Below are 19,646 nucleotides of genomic sequence, written 5' to 3'. Positions count from 1 at the left end.
CGGTCTCGTCGCACTGCGGCCGCGCCGACGGAGCTGCGTCGCCTGCTGCGCGACGATATCGGCACCCTGCCGGAGCAGGTCGTGGCCTCCTTCGCCGCGTGGTCCTGGGGCCAGGCCTATGGATTGCCGCTCGACGGCATCGTTCGTCCGCAGGCGATCGGGACCGTGGACGGGATCGCCGCCGATTGCAGCCTCGACTCGGCCGGCGGTGTGGTGCTCGGCCTGTCCGCGCTGGGCTATGCCCAGACGGGCTTCCTGCGCGGCGCCGCCGACCGGCGGCCCGGCTGGGATCAGCTGATCGCGCGCAATTCAAATCCGGACCCGAAGGGTGTGCCCGTGTTCTTCGCGCAGGGGAGCCTCGATTCCCTCGTGGAGCCGGCCACCACGCGGGACTATGTGAGCCGCCTGTGCCGGGCCGGGACATCCGTCACCTATGTGGAAGTGCCGTGGGCGTCCCATGGCGGGGTGGTCAAGGCCGTGTCGCCCATGGCCGTGTCCTGGCTTCTCGCACGGCTTTCGGGCGCGCCCGTACCGAACGGCTGTTCGCGGGCCGGCCGCTGAGCTGGCCGGGATGGAGGATGCTGAGAAACTGCCCCCTATATTGATATGCGATTCAATATACCCGCGTATAAGCTCATTTTCCCTTTCCCTATTCTAGAGTGATCTTGTGTCGGTGCTGGATCTCAGGCTGTGCCCTGCCTGCCGTCACGGACAGATTCATCCTGGAACACAGCGAGAGGAACAGGACCATGCCTTACGTCACCACCAAAGACGGCGTCGACATCTTCTACAAGGACTGGGGTCCGAAGGAGGCGCAGCCCATCGTCTTCCATCACGGCTGGCCGCTTTCCTCCGACGACTGGGATACGCAGATCCTGTTCTTCCTGCAGCACGGCTTCCGGGTCGTCGCCCACGACCGGCGCGGGCATGGCCGCTCGGCGCAGGTGAGTGACGGCCACGACATGGACCATTACGCCGCTGACGCCGCCGCAGTGATGGAGCATCTCGACCTGCGCAACGCCGTGCATATCGGCCATTCCACCGGCGGCGGCGAGGTCGCGCGCTATGTGGCGCGGCACGGCCAGCCGCAGGGGCGCGTGGCCAAGGCGGTGCTGGTGAGCGCCGTGCCGCCGCTGATGGTGAAGACCGCGACCAATCCCGGCGGCACCCCCATCGAGGTGTTCGACGGCTTCCGCTCCGCGCTCGCGGCCAACCGCTCCCAGTTCTTCATGGACGTGGCGTCCGGCCCCTTCTACGGCTTCAACCTGCCCGGCGCGACGCCGGTGCCGGGCGTGATCCAGAATTGGTGGCGCCAGGGCATGACCGGCGGCGCGAAGGCGCACTATGACGGCATCAAGGCCTTCTCCGAGACCGACCAGACCGAGGATCTCAAGCTCATCACCGTGCCGACCCTCGTCATGCACGGGGATGCCGACCAGGTGGTGCCCATCGATGATGCGGCCCGGCTGAGCGTGAAGCTGCTGAAGAACGGCACGCTGAAGGTCTATGCCGGCTATCCCCACGGCATGCTGACCGTCCACGCCGACGTCATCAATCCCGATCTGCTCGCCTTCGTGAAGGCCTGACGGGCTGACGCGCGCAGCGCCGGTTGCGGGGGTCCCGCACCGGCGCTGCCGTCCGCTCCCGCGGGCGGACGAGACGTCCGACGAAGATCTGGAACGTGAGCGCGCCCACGCACGCGCCGCGTGCGCACGGCGCCGAGACAGGGCGGTGGTGCGCATGACCGACATTCGCTACATCCTCGTGCTGCTTGCCGGCGTGGTCCTCACCAACTGGATGGGCCGCGTGTTGGGCGACCGCTTGGCGCTGCCCCTCATTCAGGTTGCGGTGGGCGCCGCCATCGGCTCCGTCACCAGCCTCGGCGCGCCGCTGAAGCCGGATCAGTTCTTCCTCATCTTCCTGCCGCCGCTCCTGTTCTTCGACGGGTGGCGCGTGTCCAAGACGGACCTTTCGGCGAACGCTCCGCTCATCCTGTCCATGGCGCTGGGGCTGGTGGTGGCCACGGTCGGCTGCGTGGGCCTGATGCTCCATTGGCTCATCCCGGCGATGCCGCTGGCCGTGTGCTTCGCGCTCGCCGCCGTCCTGTCCCCCACCGATGTGGTGGCGGCCGGCGCGGTGGCGCGGCACATTCCCATTCCGCGCGGCGTGCTGCGCCTGCTGGAGGGCGAAGCCCTTTTCAACGATGCCGCCGCGCTGATCTGCCTGCGCCTCGCCATCGCTGCGGTGGTAACGGGGACGGTGCCGGTGCTCGATTCCCTCGCCGCCTTTGTCTGGGCGGCCGGGGGCGGCATCGTCATCGGCATCGCCTTCAGCTGGATGGTGGCCACGGCCAAGGCCTTCATGGTGCGCCGGGTGGGCGAGGACACCTCCGGCCAGATCCTCATCAGCCTGCTCATTCCTTACGGCGCCTATCTGCTGGCCGAAGCCGCCGGCAGCTCCGCCGTGCTCGCGGCCGTGGCCGCCGGCATGATGATGAGCCGCATCGAGGTGTCCGGCCGCGCGCTGCCCCTCACGCGCCTTCGGCGCAACGCGGTGTGGGAGACGCTGCAGTTCACCCTCAACGGCGTCATGTTCCTGCTGCTGGGCGAGCAGATGCCGGGCATCCTCAGCGGCGCGGCGCGCAGCATCGCCGAGGGCGGACATCACGCCGTGGGGTGGCTCGGGCTCTATGTGGCGGCAACCGTTCTCGCCCTCGCAGCCTTGCGCTTCGCGTGGGTGCTCGCCGCCCTCTGCTGCTGGCCCGCCAGCCGGGAGCAAAGCGGCGCGCCGCGCCCTATTCCCCGATGGCGCCTGGTGGCGGTGATGGCGTTCGGCGGGGTGCGCGGCGCGGTCACGCTCGCCGCCGCGCTCAGCCTGCCGCTGGTCCTGACGGGCGGCATGCCTTTTCCCGCAAGGGATCTTGCCGTGTTCATCGCCGCCGCGGTCATTCTCGTGTCTCTGGCGCTCGCCAACGTGGCACTGCCCATCCTCCTGCGGGGCATTGATGTGCCGTCCGATGTCGCCGATGTGGCGCAGGAGCGCGAGGCCCGTGCCGAGGCGCTGCAGGCCGCCCTGGACGCGCTCGCAGAGACGGCCGAGACGCAGACGGCCGGGGCCGACACGCCGACCGTCGCCGCCATCGTCGCCGACCATTACCGGCATCGCCTCGCCCAGCTTCAGGCCGAGGGCGTCGATGGCGGAACGGCCGCGTGGCCGGAAGAGCGGCGGATGCATCTCCTCGCCATCCAGGCTGAGCGCCGATCCATCGTCGGCCTCGTCCAGCGCCGGCGCATCCCCATCGATCTGGCGCACAAGCTGCTGCGGGAGACCGATGCCGAGGAGGTCGCCCTGCCCGTCGCGCCCGGCATGGCCGATGGTTGAGGGGGCGGAATGACGAAAAGTAAACCGACGTATAGTCTGGCGAAACATCGATATTCATGGAATGAATTTGAGTTCGATACCGGCGAAGGCCGCGGAATGTAAAACTAAATCATCGAAAACACAGGAGGTTCTCATGACTGCGAATTCTAAGTTCATCATGGCGTTCGGTGCTCTCGCCTTCGTGGTGGCCGGTGTTGCGGGCACCGCCCGCGCCGACACCAGCTTCCCCACCGAGGCGCGCGGCGAGACCACCTTCTTCGATGCCCAGTTGGGTACCGTGGTCCAGCCGTTCGACATCTTCCAGCAGCCCTCCGCCGCCAAGCTGCGGGCCATGAATTCCGCCCGCCCGTTCATCGGCCAGCCGGCCCAGCCCGACTCCCACTGGGGCCCGGCCCAGGATGCCACTTCCCCGGGGGCGTGAACCACCCGACGTGCGCTGCAACGAAAGGCCGGCGTCCCCTGAGGGCGCCGGCCTTCTCGCTTTGTGCGGGCGGATGCGCTGGAAGACCGGCTCTTCGCTCTATCCGGGGCGGCGCGCACAAAAAAGCCCGCCGGCTTGGCCGGCGGGTTCAGGCGGGGAGGAAGGGGAGGGAGAGGTCAGTGCGAGCGGGTGGCTTCGAAGAGGAACCACACGCGACGTTCGGCCTCGTCGATCCAGACCTCGATGAGGCTGGTGGTGGCGACGTCGTTGTAATTCTCGCAGACGACATGGGCTTCCCGCAGGAAGGTGATGAGGCGTTTGTTGTCCTCGCCCAGCTCGGCCAGCATGTCCTCGGCGGTCACGAAGTCCGCGTCATTGTCGGGGAGCCGCTGGAGGCGCGCGATGTGGCCCACCGACCGCAGCGTCGTGCCACCCACCTTGCGGGCCCGTTCGGCGATGGCGTCGGTGGTGGCGAAGATCTGGTCGCCATGGTCGTCCAGCAGAAGATGGTAGTCGCGAAAGTGCGGACCGGACATGTGCCAGTGGAAGTTCTTGGTCTTCAGATAAAGCGCGAACATGTCGGCGAGAAGAACGGTGAGGGCGCCGGCGATGTCGCGGGTGGCGTCTTCGCCGAGGTCGGTGGGGGTCCGCAGGGGCGCCTGCTGGCGCAGTTTCGCAATGGTCTTGTCCATGGGTGTCGTCCTTATGGAAAAGCTGTAGGGGGCGGTCGGGAGGTGGCTGAGATGCCGCGGCGACCGCTCTGTGAATGTCACGGTGGTCACGATAGGACCGGGGCCCGGACGAAAGAATTGGGCGCTCGTTTGCCTGGATCATACGAGGGTATCGGGGCAGCGTCGGTGCCGGTGCGCAGGCTCGAAGGCGCACACGCGCGTGCGCGCGAACCCGTGAGGGTCGCCGCAGCGCAATTCCAGGGGCAGAGGGGGCAGGGCGCGAAGGGCCGCGAGCGCGTCGGCGCTTCAGCGGCGCGGGGAGGCCTGCAGCGCGCGATCGATGCAATCGATCATTTCGTTCCCGTCGAACGGCTTGGCCAGGAAGCCGAAGGCGCCGGCCGCGTCCACCTGCCGGCGGATGCGATCCTCGGGAAAGGCGGTGATGAAGATCAGCGGCACCGGGTCGCCTTCGGCGCGCAGCCGGCTCTGAAGCTCGACGCCGCTCATGCCCGGCATCTGGACGTCGGTGATGACGCACGCGGTCCTGCTGCGCTCCGTGGAGCCGAGGAAGTCCTCGGCGGACGCGAAGGATCGCGCGCCGAACCCAAGGGAGCGGACGAGACTTTCCGTAGCGACGCGAACGGATTCGTCGTCATCGATAATCGTTATGGTTGGCGCGCGTGACACTCGGGGCACCTCGACGTGCAATCATTCGGCACGCGATGACGCGCCGGTCTGACCCTATATAGCCTGCCGCCTGCCCAACCCGTAATCATACAGACGTTTGCAACTCTAGCTTTTCGCACTGAGCCCCAGGGCCTCCGCCATCCGGACCAGATCCGCGAGGGAGTGGGCCTCCATCTTGCGCATGACGTTACCGCGATGAATTTTCACGGTAATTTCACTCAGTCCCACCTCGGCGGCGACCTGCTTGTTCATGAGGCCGGAGGTCACCAGCGCCATGATTTGCCGCTCGCGCTCGGTCAATGTGTCGTAAAGCGCGCGCAGCTTCGAGGAGGAGGCGCGCTCGGCGCGGCGGCCCCGGTCGATCTCGATGGCGGCGGAGACCGCATCCAGCATGTCCTGATCGCGGAACGGCTTGGTGAGGAAGTCGACCGCGCCTGCCTTCATGGCGCGCACGCTCATGGGAATGTCGCCATGCCCGGTCATGAAGATGATGGGCAGCTCTATGTCCGAGCGTGCCAGCTGCGCCTGGAAGTCGAGCCCGCTCACGCCCGGCAGGCGGATATCCAGCACCAGGCAGCGCGGCGCATCCGGCAGCTTGGCGGCCAGAAGCTCGGCGGCGGAGGCGAAGAGCGCCACCTCGAGGCCGATGGAGCGGAACAGGCTGGACAGCGCGTCGCGCAGGCTGGCGTCATCGTCCACGACGATCACGATGGGGGCGCTCGGGGGCTGCGCCGGGCGGGTCAGCGGTCGACTGGTCACGGGCGGTTGTCCCTGGTGTTGGAAGAGGGGGGCGTGCTCGCAAGGGGCATGGTGAGGGTGAAGCACATTCCCCCCTCGGGGTGAGGCGTGGCGTCGATCCGGCCGCCATGGGCCTGCGCGATCGAGCGGGAGACGGAGAGGCCGAGGCCCATCCCATCCTGCTTCGTGGAAACGAAGGGCGAGAACAGGGAGGCGAACACGTCCGGCGAGATCCCCGGTCCAGTATCGCGCACGAAAATGGTCAGCTCCGCAGCGCCGTCCATCGACCACGGCGGTGTTTCGATCGCGTTGCGGATGTTCAGGACACGCTGGCCCTCGGGCACCTCGTCCATGGCCTGGATGGCGTTGAGGACCAGATTGATGAGCACCTGTTGCAGTTGGATGCGGTCGCCTTCGATGCGCGGCAAATCGGGAGTGAGGGCGAGTTCGAGCCTGACGCGGTGGTTCGACAGCTCCCGCTCCAGCAGCAGCACGCAATCCTCCACCAGCTCGGCGCTGTCGAGCGCGTCGCGCAGCGGTTCTCCGCGCCGGGCGAAGGCGCGCAGCCGCTCCACCACCTCGCTCGCGCGGCGGGCGTTGGCGATCATGCGGGTGACGGAGGCTGCCGCCTCGCCGAGGTCGGCCACCGGACGGCGCAGCCACCGCAGGCAGGCCTCGCCATTGGTTACCACCGCCGCGAGCGGCTGGTTGACCTCGTGGGCGATGGAGGCGGTGAGTTCGCCCATGGTGCTGACGCGGGTGACATGGGCAAGGTCGCTGCGGACCTGATTCAGCTCCTGCTCGGCCTTCTGCCGCTCGGTGATGTCGTGGTTGGTCTCCATGGTGCCCATGGGCCGCGCGCGCACATCGCGCTGGAGCGACCAGCGGCTCGTGCAGACCAGCTTGCGCCCGTCGCGGGTGGTCTGGACGATCTCGCCCTCCCATTGCCCGGTCTTGAGCAGGATGCCCATGATGTCCGCGCGGGAGGAGGGAAAGACGGTCTTCAGCAGCGCGCCGGCCTGCTGCCCCAGGGCCTCGGCCCGGGTCCAGCCGTAAAGCTGCTCGGCGCCGTGGTTCCAGTAGACGATCGTGTCGGCGAGGTTCCGCACGAAGATGGCATCGTGGGAGAGATCGAGCAGGGCGGCCTGTTCCCTCAGCGCGCCCGTGGCCTGCTGGTTGCGCAGCGAGAGAACGGTGGTGACGGTGATGGCGGCGACGCTGACGAAGCACCGCATGGTGGAGGAGATGTTGTAGTCCGTGGCGTGCATGATGACGAAGCTCAACATCGTCAGCATCACGCAGGCCCCGGCGACGACCAGCAGCCCCGTGCGCCCGAACAGGCCCGCGCTCAAGAGCACAACGACCACGTAGAGCACGGCAATGGCCATGTCGAGCGGCGAGAGCGTATCCACCAGGAAGATCGAGAGACACAGCAGTGCGACAAGGACCCAGCCGGTCCACCCCCGGGCGGGGGCATCCGCACTGTTGCTGGACAAGGGACCGGCCAGACCCGACATCATGCCCTCGAGAGTGTGGTTTGCGCCTGGCGATGTGCCGGAGCGCAGCGGTCGGACGTCTGTTGTGCGGCTGCCGGCTGCCCGGCGTCGTGCTTCGGTATCACCGACATATACCTCGATCTTGCCAGTTTGAACGGCGCGTTTGCCGGCTCGCGAGGCAGTAGTGCAGCAAAAACGGGCGGTCGGCTCAAGCCCGCTAAACGCAAAGTCTAGCCGCCTATACCAAGGTATGCCCGCGCGCACCCGATCATATGAGCGCCGAACCCCAAGTAGAATGGAGCAAAAGACGCCGGTCGCGGATGCTGGGTCTCCAATCGGCGAAGCGCAAGTCTTTCCGCCGGAACGGCTCGGTGCAGCAGCTCGTGCGCCGGTGCCGGTCCGGGCTGCACGGAGGAACTGCGCTGAACCGCCCTTCAGCATTCGGGGTCTCCAGCATGTCGTTCCATGCCGCGCCATCCGCCGCAGACGCCGTACTTCCGGCGCAGGCCCATGCGGACCTCAATGCCGAGGTCCGGCGTCTCGGGCTGCTCGCCCCGCACACCGCTCCCGATGAGCACGCCACGCCGACGCAGGCTCCGAAGCCGGCGCGCGCCCGGTCCGGACTGGTGGCGTGGCGCCTCAAGCGGGTGCTGTCCTTCATGGAGGAGCACTATTGGGAGGCCCTAACGCTCGCCGAGATGGCCCGCGTTGCGGGGCTCAGCCGGATGCATTTCGCCGCGCAATTCCGCATCTCGACGGGCGCCAAGCCGCACGAATACCTGCTGCGGCTGCGCGTGGAGCGCGCCCAGAAGCTCATGATGGAAAGCGATGAGCCGCTGGCGCAGGTCGCCTTCAGCGTCGGCTTCCAGACCCAGGCCCACTTCACCACCGTCTTCCGGCGTTTCGCCGCCACGACCCCGCATCGCTGGAGGTCGGAACAGATGGCCCGCACGCCACACGGCGTTGCGGCGCCTGCGCGTGCCCTCGGCTCGGCACATCAGGCCTAGCACTGCGCGCAGGCGCGACGCGCGCTCGTCTCCTTTCGATCCGAATGGCCAGAGGCCGGTGCGGCAACGCGCCGGCCTCACGCCGTTGGCGCTCCGGCGACGGGCGCAGTCCGGTGCGGCTCTCGTTTCGGAGATGGGAGGTCATACCCACGTATACGGATCTATCGAAGCATATGAGAAGATTAAATCACGAGATAATATTTGTGCTCGGCAGCATCTTCTAAATTCATTTCATCAACAACGGAGTGCTTGCCATGTCCATCAAGTCTACTGTCCTCGCCGCTGGTGTCGCCGTGGTGCTCGTCTCGTCCGTGGGTTCGGCCTTCGCCGACCCGACCATCCAGAAGGAGAACGTGGAGCAGTATGCGGTCTCCGCGCAGGGGAGCCTGTTCCCGACCTCCCCGGCGGCCGTGGCCCGCGAGGAGCGTCGCCTCGAGCGTCCCAGCGCCTTCGGCACCCCCGGCCCCTACTACGTCTCCGAGCGCCCCTTCGAGATCGGCAACGCCCAGTCCGGCCCCGCCCACGACGCCGACGACAACTGACGCGCGCCGTTCGCCACGCGAAAAAAAGGGGCCGCTTTGGCGGCCCCTTTTCTATTTGTCCGGGTCTTTCCCGCTGCGGTCAGCGACCAGCCCGCGATTCAGTCGACCTTGAGCGGCGGGTTGTCGCTGTCCAGGAACTCGACGGTGGTGAACACCAGTTCGGTGTCCCCGATATTGGTGAGGTCATGCATCATGAACTCGCCCGGACCGAAATGGTGGTGCTTGGTGTCGCCAGCCTCATACGTCACTTCGGCCACCCGCCCGTCCGCATAATGGGACCGGGCGCGACCGCCGGTCACCGCTGTCCAGAAATAGTCGAGCACATGGGTGTGGAAGCCGATGCGCTCGCCGGGCTTGAGGGCGAGATGCCACACCCGCACGCGATCGCTCTGCGAGACGAGGCGGCTGCCGACGCGGCCGTTGCCCCGGCTGGCATGCAGATCCGCCCGCAGGGCCTCGGGCCATGCAAGGGGCGCCTCGATATTAGCGTAGGTGGCGTTGGTGCTGATGTTCATTGGGTTTCTCCCTGTCTGTCTGGCGTTTCAGTCCACCGCGAAGCCGGTCTGCGCCCGCACGTGCTGGGCGGTGAAGGCCGCGCGCACGCGCTCGGCCGCCGTGCTGCGATCCGCCAGCGAGATGACGATCGAGACCAGGAAGGCGAGCGGCACGGAAAACAGCGCGGGATTGTCATAGGGGAAGGGTGCGGGGCCGAGCTTCAGCGTGGTCGTCCACACGCTGGGGCTCAGCGCCACAAGCACGAGGGCGACCACGAGGCCGGTCACCGAGCCGGTGACGGCGCCGCGCGTGGTGAGGCCGGGCCAGGACACCGACAGCACGATGACGGGGAAGTTCGCGCTCGCCGCGATGGCGAAGACGAGGCCCACCATGAAGGCGATGTTCTGGTTCTCGAACAGGAGCCCGAGGGCCATGGCGAGCAGGCTGATGACCACCGCAGCCGCCTTGGAGACCCGCACCTCCTCCTGTTCCGAGGCCTTGCCGCGCCGGATGACGCGGGCATAAAGATCGTGGCTGGCCGCCGACGCCCCGGCGATGGTGAGGCCTGACACCACCGCAAGGATGGTGGCGAAGGCCACGGCCGAGATGAAGCCGAGCAGCACCGAGCCACCGAGCGCGTTGGCGAGGTGCAGGGCCACCATGTTGGTGCCGCCCACCACAGCGCCGGTCGCGTCCTTGAAGCTCGGATCCGACATCACGAAGGCGATGGCGCCAAAGCCGAGCACGAACAGCAGCGTGTAGAAGACGCTGATGAAGCCGGTCGCCACCAGCACGGAGGTGCGCGCCTGCCGGGCATCCGCCACGGTGAAGAAGCGCATCAGGATGTGCGGTAGCCCGGCGGTGCCGAACACGAGGGCCACGCCCAGCGAAATGGCCGAGATGGGATCCTTCACCAACCCGCCCGGCGCCATGATGGCCGCGCCCTTGGGGTGCAGCGCCGCGGCGCGGGCGAACAGTGCCTCCAGGCTGAAGCCGAAATGGCCGAGGATGAGCAGGGACATCACCACCGAGCCGGTAAGCAGCAGCACGGCCTTGATGATCTGCACCCAGGTGGTGGCGAGCATGCCGCCGAAGGTGACATAGGCCATCATCAGCAGGCCCACGAGGCCCACCGCCACCCAATAGGGCAGGCCGAACAGCAGCTCGATGAGCTTGCCCGCCCCCACCATCTGGGCGATGAGGTAGAGCAGCACAATCACCAGCGTGTTGGTGGCCGCCACCACCCGCACCGGCACTTCCGAGAGCCGATAGGCCGCCACGTCCGCGAAGGTGTAGCGCCCGAGATTGCGCAGCGGCTCGGCGATGAGGAACAGGATCATCGGGAAGCCCACGAGGAACCCGATGGCGTAGATCATCCCGTCATAGCCGGAGGTGTAGACCAGCGCCGTCACCCCGAGGAAGGTCGCGGCGGAGGTGTAGTCGCCGGCGATGGCGAGGCCGTTCTTGAAGCCGCTGAGGCCGCCGCCGGCGGCGTAATAATCCTGCGCGCCGCCGGTGCCCTTGCGGGCCGCCCACCAGGTGACGCCCAAGCTGACCGCCACGAACAGCAGGAAGAGGCTGATCGCCACGGAATTGATGGGCTGGCGGGTACCGCCTTCGATGGCGCCGGCGGCCCAGGCCGGGCTGGCGGCGCAGCCAGTCAAGATGGCGGCGAGGGCCGCACGGTTGAGCGTAGACAGTCTCATTGCACCTCCTCCCTGAGATTCCGGGTGAGGCGGTCGAAGGTGCGGTTGGCGACGGCGACGTAGATCGCGGTCAGCACGAAGCCGAGGCCGAGCAGGCCGACGCCTGCGACGATGCCCCAGGTGGAGACCGCATCCGGCAGCACCGGCGTGCCGAGAGCGCTGGGCTTCAGCGCCACGGTGAGGATGTAGGCGAAATAAAGCGTTGCCATCAGCGCGGCCATGGAGAGGCCAAGCCGGGCGCGGATAGAGGCGAGGCGGCGGAAGTTGGAGTTCTGCCGGATGGCCTCGATGCGGGCGGCCGCATCGCGGGGCCGCGCGTGCGGGCGAGGGGGGAAGGCGCCGTCGGGCTTCATGCGGCAAGCCCCGTGGCGACGGCGGTTTCGCTCATCACGGCGTCGGGGTGCCGGTGCCGCTCGGCGCGGGCGCGCTGCTCCTCGTCGAGAATCTGCGCTTGCATATAGGCCCCGAGATGCCGTGCCCGCTGCACCACGGCGCGGCCGAAGGCGAGGCGCTTGGCCTCGAAGGCGGCCAGCGCCGCTTCCACGTCCGTACTGTCGGCGAGGGCAGCGGCGAGAGCGGCGGCATCCGCGGCCGCCTTGGTCACGCCCATGCCCACGTGGGGGCGTGCGACGAAAGCGGCATCGCCCAGGATCACCACATGGGGCGACAGTCGCAGGCGCGGGCTTTCCAGATCCTGGATCGCCTGCAGGAAAGGCTGCTGCGTGCGCTCCACCACCTCGGCGAACTGCGGCGCGAGCAGCCGGTGAGCATCGGCGCGCATTCCCGCGACCACCTCGGGCCGGATGAGGTGCGGGGGAATGGAGAGGGGATGCCGGGTGCCATCCACGTCGGTCAGCAACTCGGCCAGCTGGCCGTCGCTGGCGGCGGGCCGGTACCAGACGAAATTGTAGCGGCGGTGGCCTTCGTCCAGCTGCTCATCCGCGCCCGCCACCGGATAGCCGAGCATCTGCTCGCCGGGGGGCAGGCTGAAGGAGAAGTGGCCGCACAGCGCGGCGCGGGTTTCCGGCGAGAGCGTGCTCTCATCCACCAGTCCGCGCCAGGCCACATAGCCCGCATAAGTGGGCTTGGCCTCCGGCAGGAAAGCGGCGCGCACGGTGGAGAACAGGCCGTCCGTGCCCACCAGCAGGTCCGCCTCCTCCACGGTACCGTCGGCGAAGTGCGCGCGCACGCGCTCGGGGCCGTCCTCGACGCGCACGAGGTTGCGGCCGTGGTGGTAGCTGTCGTCCGGCAGAGCGGAGCGCAGCAGGCGGTAGAGGTGGCCCCAGGAGGTGAGCACCTGCGGCAGGTCGAGCTGGCCGGTGATGCGCCCGTCCGGTCCGAACACCCGCCGCCCGCTGACACCCACACCCACCCGCGCCTCGGTGACGTCGAGGCCGGTCTTGCCGATGACGTCGAACAGCTCGGGATGGGTGACGATGCCGGCGCCGCGTCCGGCGAGCTCGCTGCCGATGCGCTCGAAGACGGCCACATCCCAGCCGGCCTTGCGCAGCAGGAGCGCGGCGAAGAGGCCGCAGATGGAGCCGCCGATGATGACGGCGCGCTTGGGCTTCGCGGCGCGCATGGCAGGGCGCGCCGCCGGACCTGCGGCGGGGATGTTCGTTGGCATGATGTCCTCCCTCGGCTCCTGAAAGGCGGCAGGCCGCTCGGCTGTGCGAGGGCCGGCCCGCGCGAGCCTGCGTGTGGTCGCGTCGGATCGCCGTTGGCCGGTCTGTGCCGGGCTGGGCGACGCCGTCCGATTATTTATCGGATGATAGATAGTGGCGCGGAATTTGGCTGGCGTCAAATTAATTTATCAATTGATTATTTCCGCGCCGCGGCTTTCTTGCGCGCAGGCTTGGCCGGGCCGATGACTGAGGCAAAGGCTGCCGGGGCGCCGTTCAGGAAGGCATTGACCTTCACGTCGATGTCGGCCTCGGGATCGGCGGGAATGGGCATGCCGTAGATGAACTTGCGCACGCCGATGTAGAAGATTCCCGCGTGCAGCGACCAGATGAGCTCGATCTCTTCCTCGCTCACGGGGGCGGTCTCGTCGAGGCCGCTGGAGGCGCGGATCTCGATGACCATGCGCTCGAACAACCGGGCGCGCAGGAAGGCGAGATAGCGGCTGTTGAAGTCGAGGCCCTTGAGCCCGGCGAACATGAACAACCGCACCCATTCATAGGTCTGGATGACGGCGGCATACGCCCGGTAGAAGCGCTTCAGGCGCTCCTCGATGGGGATGGAGCGGTCGGCGATGGCGGTTTCCCATTCGCTCTGCCAGCGGCTCTGGTAAACCTCCTGGTAGACCCGATCGAGTAGTGCATCCTTGCCGGGAAAATAGCGGTAGAGCAGCGGCTGGGTGATGCCGAGCCGCTGCGCCAGATCCCGCGTCGCGCCGTCGAAGCCGAATTCGGCGAAGAAGGCCACGGCCCCCGCCACGATATCCCGCTCCCGGTCCGCGGGGGAAAGGCGACGACGCTGGGGGGAGGGGGCTTTTGAGGACGGCAATGGGGGCACCCGGTCTTTATCGGACGATCAATCCTAGCACGGCTCGCGTGCGATTCATCACCCTGCGACGAGATGCCGGAAGGTCAGGGGCCGATTCTTCGCGCCCCTCAGTGAACCCCCAGATGCTCCTCCAGCCGCGCCGGATCGGCCTGGAAGGCCGAAGCCGGGGCCTTGTCCACCACCCGCCCGGTGCTGATGACCACCACCTCGTCGGCGAGCTTCAGGGCGAAGGCCATGTGCTGCTCCACCAGGATCACCGACAGCCCGGCGGCGCGCAGCCGGCCGACGATGCCGCCCACCTCGGCGACGATCTGCGGCGCGAGGCCTTCCGTTGGCTCGTCCATCAGCAGCACGCGCGGCGCGGTCACCAGCGCCCGGCCGATGGCCAGCATCTGCTGCTCGCCGCCGGACATGAGCCCGGCCGGATGCCGGCGCCGCTCCTTCAGGCGGGGGAAGAGGCCGTAGATGTCCTCGTCCGTCCACGCCACCCGCCCGTCCGGCGGCCGGGGGCAGCGGGCGACCGCAAGGTTCTCCTCCACGCTGAGGCTGCGGAAGATGCGCCGCCCCTGCGGCACCAGCGCGAGGCCCGCCCGGCAGATGGCCTCGGGCGAGAAGGCGGAGATGTCCCGTCCATTGAGCAAGATCCGCCCGGTGCGGCTGGTGAGCAGCCCGGCGAGGGCGTTCATGCAGGTGGTCTTGCCCGCGCCGTTGCGGCCGAGCAAGGCGAGGATGCGCCCCGGCGCCACCTCCAGCGACACGTCGTGCAGGATGTGGCTGTCGCCGTAGAAGGCGTTGAGGGCCGAGAACGAGAGCGCGGCGTCACTGGGCAAGATAGGCCTCCCTGGTCCTCGGGTCGGCGATCACCTCCTCGCGCGTGCCGTCCACGATCAGGCGGCCATAGTGCAGGAGGGCGATCTTCTCGGCGAAGGCGAGCGCGACATCCATGTCGTGCTCGATCATCAGGATGGTGAGGTTGCGCGGCAGCTCGGCGAGAAGGGCGCTCACCGTCCCGCGCTCCTCCTTCGACAGGCCGGCGAGCGGCTCGTCCAGCAACAGGATGCGCGGCGCCTGCGCCAGTGCCATGGCGATCTCCAGCCGGCGCTTTTCGCCGTAGGAAGTCTCCGACACCGGCCGGTCGGCCAGCGTATCGAGCCGCACCCGCGCCAGCACCTCCAGCGCCTCGCGCCTTAAGACGGGGTCCTTCGCCACCGCGCCATAGGGCTTCCAGCGCTGCGGGCGTCCACCCAGCAGGGCCATGATGACGTTGCCGATCACGCTCTCGCGGGCGAACAGGGTGAGGATCTGGAACGTGCGGCCGATGCCGCGCGCCGCGCGCCGGAAGGTGGGCAGATCGGACACATCCTCGTCGGCGAGGCGGATCTGTCCGGCCGTGGGCCTGAGATCGCCGGCGATCAGGTTGAACAGCGTGGTCTTCCCCGCGCCGTTGGGCCCGAGCAGGAGGCGCCGCTCGCCCGGCTCCACGGTGAAGTTCACGCCCTGGATGACGTGCAGGCCGCCGAAGCTCTTGTGCAGATCGTCGATCCGGAGTGCTGTCACGGGCGTGCCTCCTTGATGGGGCTGGCGGGAATGGGCGTCGGGCCACGCCGCGTGGCCAGGCGGCTGCCGAAGGTCCGCATCAGCCGCCGCGCGCCGGGCAGGAGGCCTTCGGGCACCACCACGATGATGAAGAGGAAGATGAGGCCGAGCAGCGTCGGCCAGCGATCCGTATAGGCGCTGGCGACATTCTTCAGCAGCACCACCAGCGCCGCGCCGACGACGGGGCCGAAGGTGGTGCCGAGCCCGCCAGCGATCACCATCAGAACCGCTTCCGACGAGACCGTCAAAGAAAGCGTGTGCGGGCTGATGAAGCGGAACAGCAGCATGTAGAGCACGCCCGCGATGCCGGCGATGCCCGCCGAGAGCACATAGGCCGCATAGCGGATGCGCCACACGTCATAGCCCAGCGTGCTCATGCGCCGGGGCTGGTCGCGCACACCTTGCATGGAGGCGCCGAGCGGCGAGCCGGCGAGGATGGTGACGAGCGCGAGGCAGCCCGCCGTCACTGCGAGGCACAGGTAGTAAAGCCCCGTGCCGCTGGCCAGCAGCCCCTGGAAGCGGGGCATGGAGATGCCGTTCTCGCCATTGGTGAGATCCACATAGCGGAAGGCGATGCCCCACACGATCTGGCCCAGCGCGAGCGTGATCATGAGAAAGCTCAGGCCTGAGGTGCGCAGCGCCACGAGGCCGAACAGTGCGCCCGCCGCCACCGACAGCGCCACCGCCGCCGGGATCGCCGCCCAGAGCGGCCAGCCGGTGCTGGTCGTCAGCAGCGCGAAGGCATAGCCGGCGATGCCGAGGAAGGCCGCGTGGCCTAGCGAGACCATGCCGCAATAGCCGGCGATGAGGTTCACGCTCACCGCGAACAGGCCGTAGACGAGAACCTGCGTTGCGATGGAGAGATAGAAGGGGCCGGGCAGCACGAGGGGAACCGCCGCCGCGCAGAGGAGGAGGATGCCGAGGGTCTTCATGCCGGGGCTTTTCATGCCGCTTGTCTCCCGAAGAAGCCCTGGGGCCGCACGGCGAGCACCACCACCATGGGCAGGAACAGAATGACGTAGGCGAGATCGGGCAAAAGCATCTGCCCGAAAGTGTAGACGAGGCCGATGACGAGGCTGCCCGCCAGCGCCCCCGTGAGGGAGCCAATGCCGCCGAGGATGACCACGAGCAGCGCCAGCGGCAGCATTTCGGAATCGAGGCCCGGATAGACCGACATGATGGGCGCCGCGAGCGCCCCGCCGATGCCGGCGAGCCCGGCGCCGAGGCAGAAGACGGTGGTGAACAGGCGCGAGACGGGAATGCCCATGGCCCGCGCCATCTCCCGGTCGTCCACCGCCGCGCGGATGCGGGCGCCCAGCGTGGTGCGCTCCACCAGTGCCCAGATGCCGACGAATGCCACCAGAGCCAGCGCCACCAGCGCCAGTCGATAGGCGGGGAAGACGATGCCGCCGAACCCGACGGCGCCGCGCAGCGCCTCCGGGGCCGGCTGGGCGATGGGGTCGCCGGACCATACGAGGAGACACTGGTCGGCGATGATGAAGGCGAGGCCGAGCGTGCCCAGCACCTGCGCCAGCTCGCGCCCCGCGAGGCGACGAATGAGCGTGCGCTCGAGGATGCCGCCGAACACGGCGCATGCCGCCCCGGCCACCAGCACCGCCCCCGCGAAGCCCAGCCCCACCGCGGAGGTGGCGATATAGCCTCCCAGCATGAACAGGGCGCCGTGGGCGAGGTTCGCGACCCGCATGAGGCCGAAGATCAGGGAAAACCCGACCGCCAGCAGGAACAGGATCGCGCCGAACGCGAAGCTGTTCAGGAAACCGTTGATCCAGAACATGGAGGCCATCTCCAGGGGCCGCCGCGGGGGCGGGCGGTTTCAGTTCAGCCGTTGGGTGGGGGCGCTCATGTCGAACCAGTCGAATGGCTGGTCGCCCACGTTGACCATCACCGCCTTCACGTCGAAATAGGCGTCGAACGCCTCCTTCCCGAACTCGCGGCCGATGCCCGAGAGCTTGAAGCCGCCCCAGGGCGAGGCGGCGTCCACGCGGTGGTGGTCGTTGATCCAGACGATGCCGGCCTCGATGCGGTCGGCCACGCGATGGGCGCGGGCGATGTCGCGGGTGCGGACGGCGGCGGCGAGGCCGTAGGGGCTGTCGTTGGCGATGCGCACGGCATCGTCCTCGGTGTCGAACGGTGTCACCACCGTGAACGGGCCGAACACCTCTTCCTGGAAGATGCGCATGCGCGGGTCCACGTCGGCGAAAACGGTGGGCTCCACATAGAAGCCGTGGCTGTTGGCTAGGGCCGGCGGCACGCGCCCGCCCGCCACCAGCCGCGCGCCCTCCTCGATGCCGATGCGGGCGAATTCCAGCACACGTGCGCGCTGCCGCTCGGAGATCACCGGCCCCATCTGGGTTGCGGCGTCAAAGGGGTCGCCGACGGCGATGGCCTTCGCCTTGGCCGCGAGCTTCTCGACAAACGCATCGTAGATGGAGCGCTGCACGATGTGCCGTGCGGCGCAGACGCAGGTCTGCCCGGCGCCGACGAAGGCGCCGAAGGCGGCATAGTTCACCGCCTGGTCGAGGTCGAAATCGTCGAACACCACCACCGGCGTCTTGCCGCCCAGCTCCAGCGTCTGGCGCGCGAAATTGCTGGCGGCGGCCGCGCCCGCCCGGCGTCCGGCTTCCGTGCCGCCGGTGAGCACCAGCTTGCGGATGCCGGAATGCTCCGACAGCGCCCGCCCGGTGACGGCGCCGGGGCCGGTCACCACGTTGAACACGCCCGGCGGCAGGCCGGCTTCCGAGAAGATCTCGGCGAGGCGTAGCGTCGTCAGAGGCGTGTATTCGGACGGCTTCACCACAGTGGTGCAGCCCGACGCGAAGGTGGGGGCGAGGTTGCGGCAGGCAATGAGCAGAGGATGGTTGAAGGGCGTGACATTGGCCACCACCCCCACCGGCAGGCGGCGGGCATAGGTGAGATAATCGCCCTCCACCGGGATCACATCGTCGCGCCGCGCCATGGCGAGGCCGGCATTGTAGCGGAACAGGTCCGGCACGCGGGCAAGCTGGGCGCGCGTCTCGCGCACGGGCCGGCCGTTGTTCAGCGTCTCCAGCTCGAACAGCTCGTCGAGATGGGCCTCCATCACGTCGGCGAGCTTGTTCACCAGCCGAGCCCGGGTGCGCACGGACATTCCGCGCCACTCCTTGGAGCGGAACGCGGCATCGGCGCTGGCGACCGCGCGGTCCACATCCTCCGCGCTCGCCTCGATGACCTGCGCGATGGTGGTGCCGTCGCGCGGGGCAGTGATGTTCATGAGCGCGCGCGGGCCGGGATCGACGCTGCGGCCGTCGATGAACAGGCCCTTGACGAGGTCGTGACGGGGCGTTCCGGCCGAAGCCGGTTCCAGGGTGAGTGCCATGAGTGTCTCCGTTGGGTCGGGATGCGGCGGTCAGCCGCCGGTCAGTGCCCAGGCGTTGAGGCCGGCGATGCGGGCGCGCGCATCGCCGGAGAGGCCGGGCACGGCATCGAGTGTGTCCAGCGCGGTCTCGTCCGCCATGTCGAAGGGAATATCGGTGCCGAGCAGCACATGCTCCGGCCCGACGAGATCGATGAGATAGGCGAGCGCCCCGGCATCATGGGTGATGGTGTCGAAATAGAAGCGCCGGAACAGCTCCTTGGGCGAGGTCGCGATGGTCTGCGCCTCGCGCCGCACCTTCCAGCCGTGGACGAGGCGGCCGATCTGGTAGGGCAGGAAGCCGCCGCCGTGGGAGAGCGCGACCTTCAGGTCGGGAAGCTCCTCCATCACTCCGCCGAAAATCAGGTGCGCCGCCATGATGGCGGTGTCGAGCGGATTTCCGGCAAGGTTCGTGAGATAGTATTTCTCGAAACCCGCCTTGGCTCCGAAGTAATAGGGATGGGTGAGGATGAGCACGCCGAGCTCCGCCGCGCGCCGCAGCACGGGCCTGAACTTCGGCTCGGAGAGCGCGGCGCCGTCGATGTGGCAGCCGATCATTACCGATCGCATGCCGAGGTCGGAGACGATGCGCTCGATCTCGGCGACTGCGGCGTCTGGCGACTGCATGGGCAGGGTGCCCATGGGCCTAAGCCGCTGCGGCGCCGCCGCGGCGAAGGCGGCGATCTCGTCGTTGAGGCGCCGCACGAACTCCGCCTCCGCCTGCGGTGGAGCGCGGTAGAAGAACAGGGTGGGCGAGGGCGAGATGATCGCGGCATCAAGGCCGCGACGGTTCAGCGCCTCGATCTTGCGTTCGGGGGTGAGAAACTCCTCGAACAGGGGATAGGCGAAGCCTTCGCGGTGGGCGAGGCGCGCTGCGCCCTCCGCCCGGTCGACCCGGACGCCGAACAGATCCTCGCGGCTTTCGAGGTGCCGGATGATGGCCTCCGGCATGACGTGGTTATGGGCGTCGACGATCATGGAACCGT

General features: G+C 68.2%; 21 protein-coding genes. 6 read left to right on the top strand and 15 right to left on the bottom strand.

Features of this window, described 5'->3' with window-relative positions:
- Positions 1-81 precede the first annotated feature (81 nt).
- From EJ105_RS14570 to EJ105_RS14555, 4 genes are all read left to right on the top strand, one after another.
- On the top strand, positions 82-561 hold the full coding sequence (locus EJ105_RS14570) for a lipase family protein (RefSeq protein WP_250166895.1): 480 nt from the start codon (positions 82-84) through the stop codon (positions 559-561).
- 188 nt (positions 562-749) lie between these two features.
- Positions 750-1,586, top strand: a complete 837-nt coding sequence (locus tag EJ105_RS14565; protein ID WP_250166894.1) for an alpha/beta fold hydrolase — start codon at positions 750-752, stop codon at positions 1,584-1,586.
- A gap of 154 nt (positions 1,587-1,740) precedes the next feature.
- Positions 1,741-3,381: a Na+/H+ antiporter gene (locus EJ105_RS14560; protein WP_250166893.1), complete on the top strand. Its 1,641-nt coding sequence runs from the start codon at positions 1,741-1,743 to the stop codon at positions 3,379-3,381.
- Between the two features lie 133 nt (positions 3,382-3,514).
- Positions 3,515-3,802, top strand: coding sequence for a hypothetical protein (locus tag EJ105_RS14555; protein WP_250166892.1), 288 nt, complete (start codon positions 3,515-3,517; stop codon positions 3,800-3,802).
- A gap of 176 nt (positions 3,803-3,978) precedes the next feature.
- Here the strand turns inward: EJ105_RS14555 and EJ105_RS14550 are convergent, their stop codons facing one another.
- The 4 genes from EJ105_RS14550 to EJ105_RS14535 all read right to left on the bottom strand — a co-directional run bounded on the left by EJ105_RS14550 (position 3,979) and on the right by EJ105_RS14535 (position 7,415).
- Positions 3,979-4,494, bottom strand: coding sequence for a Dps family protein (locus EJ105_RS14550; protein WP_250166891.1), 516 nt, complete (start codon positions 4,492-4,494; stop codon positions 3,979-3,981).
- 285 nt (positions 4,495-4,779) lie between these two features.
- Positions 4,780-5,181 carry a response regulator transcription factor gene (locus EJ105_RS14545; RefSeq protein ID WP_210257914.1) on the bottom strand — a complete coding sequence of 134 codons (402 nt, stop codon included), beginning with the start codon at positions 5,179-5,181 and terminating at the stop codon, positions 4,780-4,782.
- Positions 5,182-5,265: 84 nt separating this feature from the next.
- The gene (locus EJ105_RS14540; RefSeq protein ID WP_250166922.1) at positions 5,266-5,904 is read right to left on the bottom strand and encodes a response regulator transcription factor; all 639 of its coding nucleotides are present in this window, start codon (positions 5,902-5,904) and stop codon (positions 5,266-5,268) included.
- Between the two features lie 11 nt (positions 5,905-5,915).
- Positions 5,916-7,415 (bottom strand): sensor histidine kinase, encoded by a 1,500-nt coding sequence (locus EJ105_RS14535; RefSeq protein WP_250166890.1) that lies wholly within the window; start codon positions 7,413-7,415, stop codon positions 5,916-5,918.
- A 434-nt stretch (positions 7,416-7,849) separates the two neighbouring features.
- Between EJ105_RS14535 and EJ105_RS14530 the strand changes: the two genes are divergently transcribed.
- Both EJ105_RS14530 and EJ105_RS14525 read left to right on the top strand, forming a co-directional pair.
- On the top strand, positions 7,850-8,401 hold the full coding sequence (locus tag EJ105_RS14530) for a helix-turn-helix domain-containing protein (RefSeq protein ID WP_250166889.1): 552 nt from the start codon (positions 7,850-7,852) through the stop codon (positions 8,399-8,401).
- 254 nt (positions 8,402-8,655) lie between these two features.
- Positions 8,656-8,943, top strand: coding sequence for a hypothetical protein (locus tag EJ105_RS14525; protein WP_250166888.1), 288 nt, complete (start codon positions 8,656-8,658; stop codon positions 8,941-8,943).
- A 98-nt stretch (positions 8,944-9,041) separates the two neighbouring features.
- Here EJ105_RS14525 and EJ105_RS14520 read toward each other — a convergent pair whose 3' ends face one another.
- The 11 genes from EJ105_RS14520 to EJ105_RS14470 all read right to left on the bottom strand — a co-directional run bounded on the left by EJ105_RS14520 (position 9,042) and on the right by EJ105_RS14470 (position 19,638).
- On the bottom strand, positions 9,042-9,458 hold the full coding sequence (locus tag EJ105_RS14520; RefSeq protein ID WP_250166887.1) for a cupin domain-containing protein: 417 nt from the start codon (positions 9,456-9,458) through the stop codon (positions 9,042-9,044).
- 27 nt (positions 9,459-9,485) lie between these two features.
- Positions 9,486-11,144, bottom strand: a complete 1,659-nt coding sequence (gene actP / locus EJ105_RS14515; protein ID WP_250166886.1) for a cation/acetate symporter ActP — start codon at positions 11,142-11,144, stop codon at positions 9,486-9,488.
- On the bottom strand, positions 11,141-11,497 hold the full coding sequence (locus EJ105_RS14510; protein ID WP_081837628.1) for a DUF485 domain-containing protein: 357 nt from the start codon (positions 11,495-11,497) through the stop codon (positions 11,141-11,143). The genes actP and EJ105_RS14510 overlap by 4 nt, the downstream gene beginning before the upstream one ends.
- Positions 11,494-12,726 carry an FAD binding domain-containing protein gene (locus EJ105_RS14505; RefSeq protein WP_250166921.1) on the bottom strand — a complete coding sequence of 411 codons (1,233 nt, stop codon included), beginning with the start codon at positions 12,724-12,726 and terminating at the stop codon, positions 11,494-11,496. Before EJ105_RS14505 ends, EJ105_RS14510 begins: the two co-directional genes overlap by 4 nt.
- 239 nt (positions 12,727-12,965) lie before the next feature.
- A complete protein-coding gene (locus tag EJ105_RS14500; RefSeq protein WP_347881320.1) occupies positions 12,966-13,583 on the bottom strand; it encodes a TetR/AcrR family transcriptional regulator in 618 nt (205 codons plus the stop codon).
- Between the two features lie 176 nt (positions 13,584-13,759).
- Entirely contained in the window at positions 13,760-14,482 is a 723-nt protein-coding gene (locus tag EJ105_RS14495) for an ABC transporter ATP-binding protein (protein ID WP_250166884.1), read from the bottom strand.
- Positions 14,472-15,209 (bottom strand): ABC transporter ATP-binding protein, encoded by a 738-nt coding sequence (locus tag EJ105_RS14490; RefSeq protein ID WP_250166883.1) that lies wholly within the window; start codon positions 15,207-15,209, stop codon positions 14,472-14,474. The genes EJ105_RS14495 and EJ105_RS14490 overlap by 11 nt, the downstream gene beginning before the upstream one ends.
- A complete protein-coding gene (locus EJ105_RS14485; RefSeq protein ID WP_250166882.1) occupies positions 15,206-16,195 on the bottom strand; it encodes a branched-chain amino acid ABC transporter permease in 990 nt (329 codons plus the stop codon). Before EJ105_RS14485 ends, EJ105_RS14490 begins: the two co-directional genes overlap by 4 nt.
- Entirely contained in the window at positions 16,192-17,043 is an 852-nt protein-coding gene (locus tag EJ105_RS14480; RefSeq protein ID WP_250166881.1) for a branched-chain amino acid ABC transporter permease, read from the bottom strand. The genes EJ105_RS14485 and EJ105_RS14480 overlap by 4 nt, the downstream gene beginning before the upstream one ends.
- Before the next feature lie 39 nt (positions 17,044-17,082).
- On the bottom strand, positions 17,083-18,624 hold the full coding sequence (locus EJ105_RS14475) for an aldehyde dehydrogenase (protein WP_250166880.1): 1,542 nt from the start codon (positions 18,622-18,624) through the stop codon (positions 17,083-17,085).
- Between the two features lie 30 nt (positions 18,625-18,654).
- Positions 18,655-19,638 carry an amidohydrolase family protein gene (locus EJ105_RS14470; protein WP_250166879.1) on the bottom strand — a complete coding sequence of 328 codons (984 nt, stop codon included), beginning with the start codon at positions 19,636-19,638 and terminating at the stop codon, positions 18,655-18,657.
- Positions 19,639-19,646 lie beyond the last annotated feature (8 nt).

Origin of the sequence: Xanthobacter aminoxidans (assembly GCF_023571765.1) — a bacterium.
Taxonomy (GTDB): domain Bacteria; phylum Pseudomonadota; class Alphaproteobacteria; order Rhizobiales; family Xanthobacteraceae; genus Xanthobacter; species Xanthobacter aminoxidans.
Note: the sequence above shows the minus strand (reverse complement) of the source record. Positions and strands in the feature narration are given on the sequence as shown.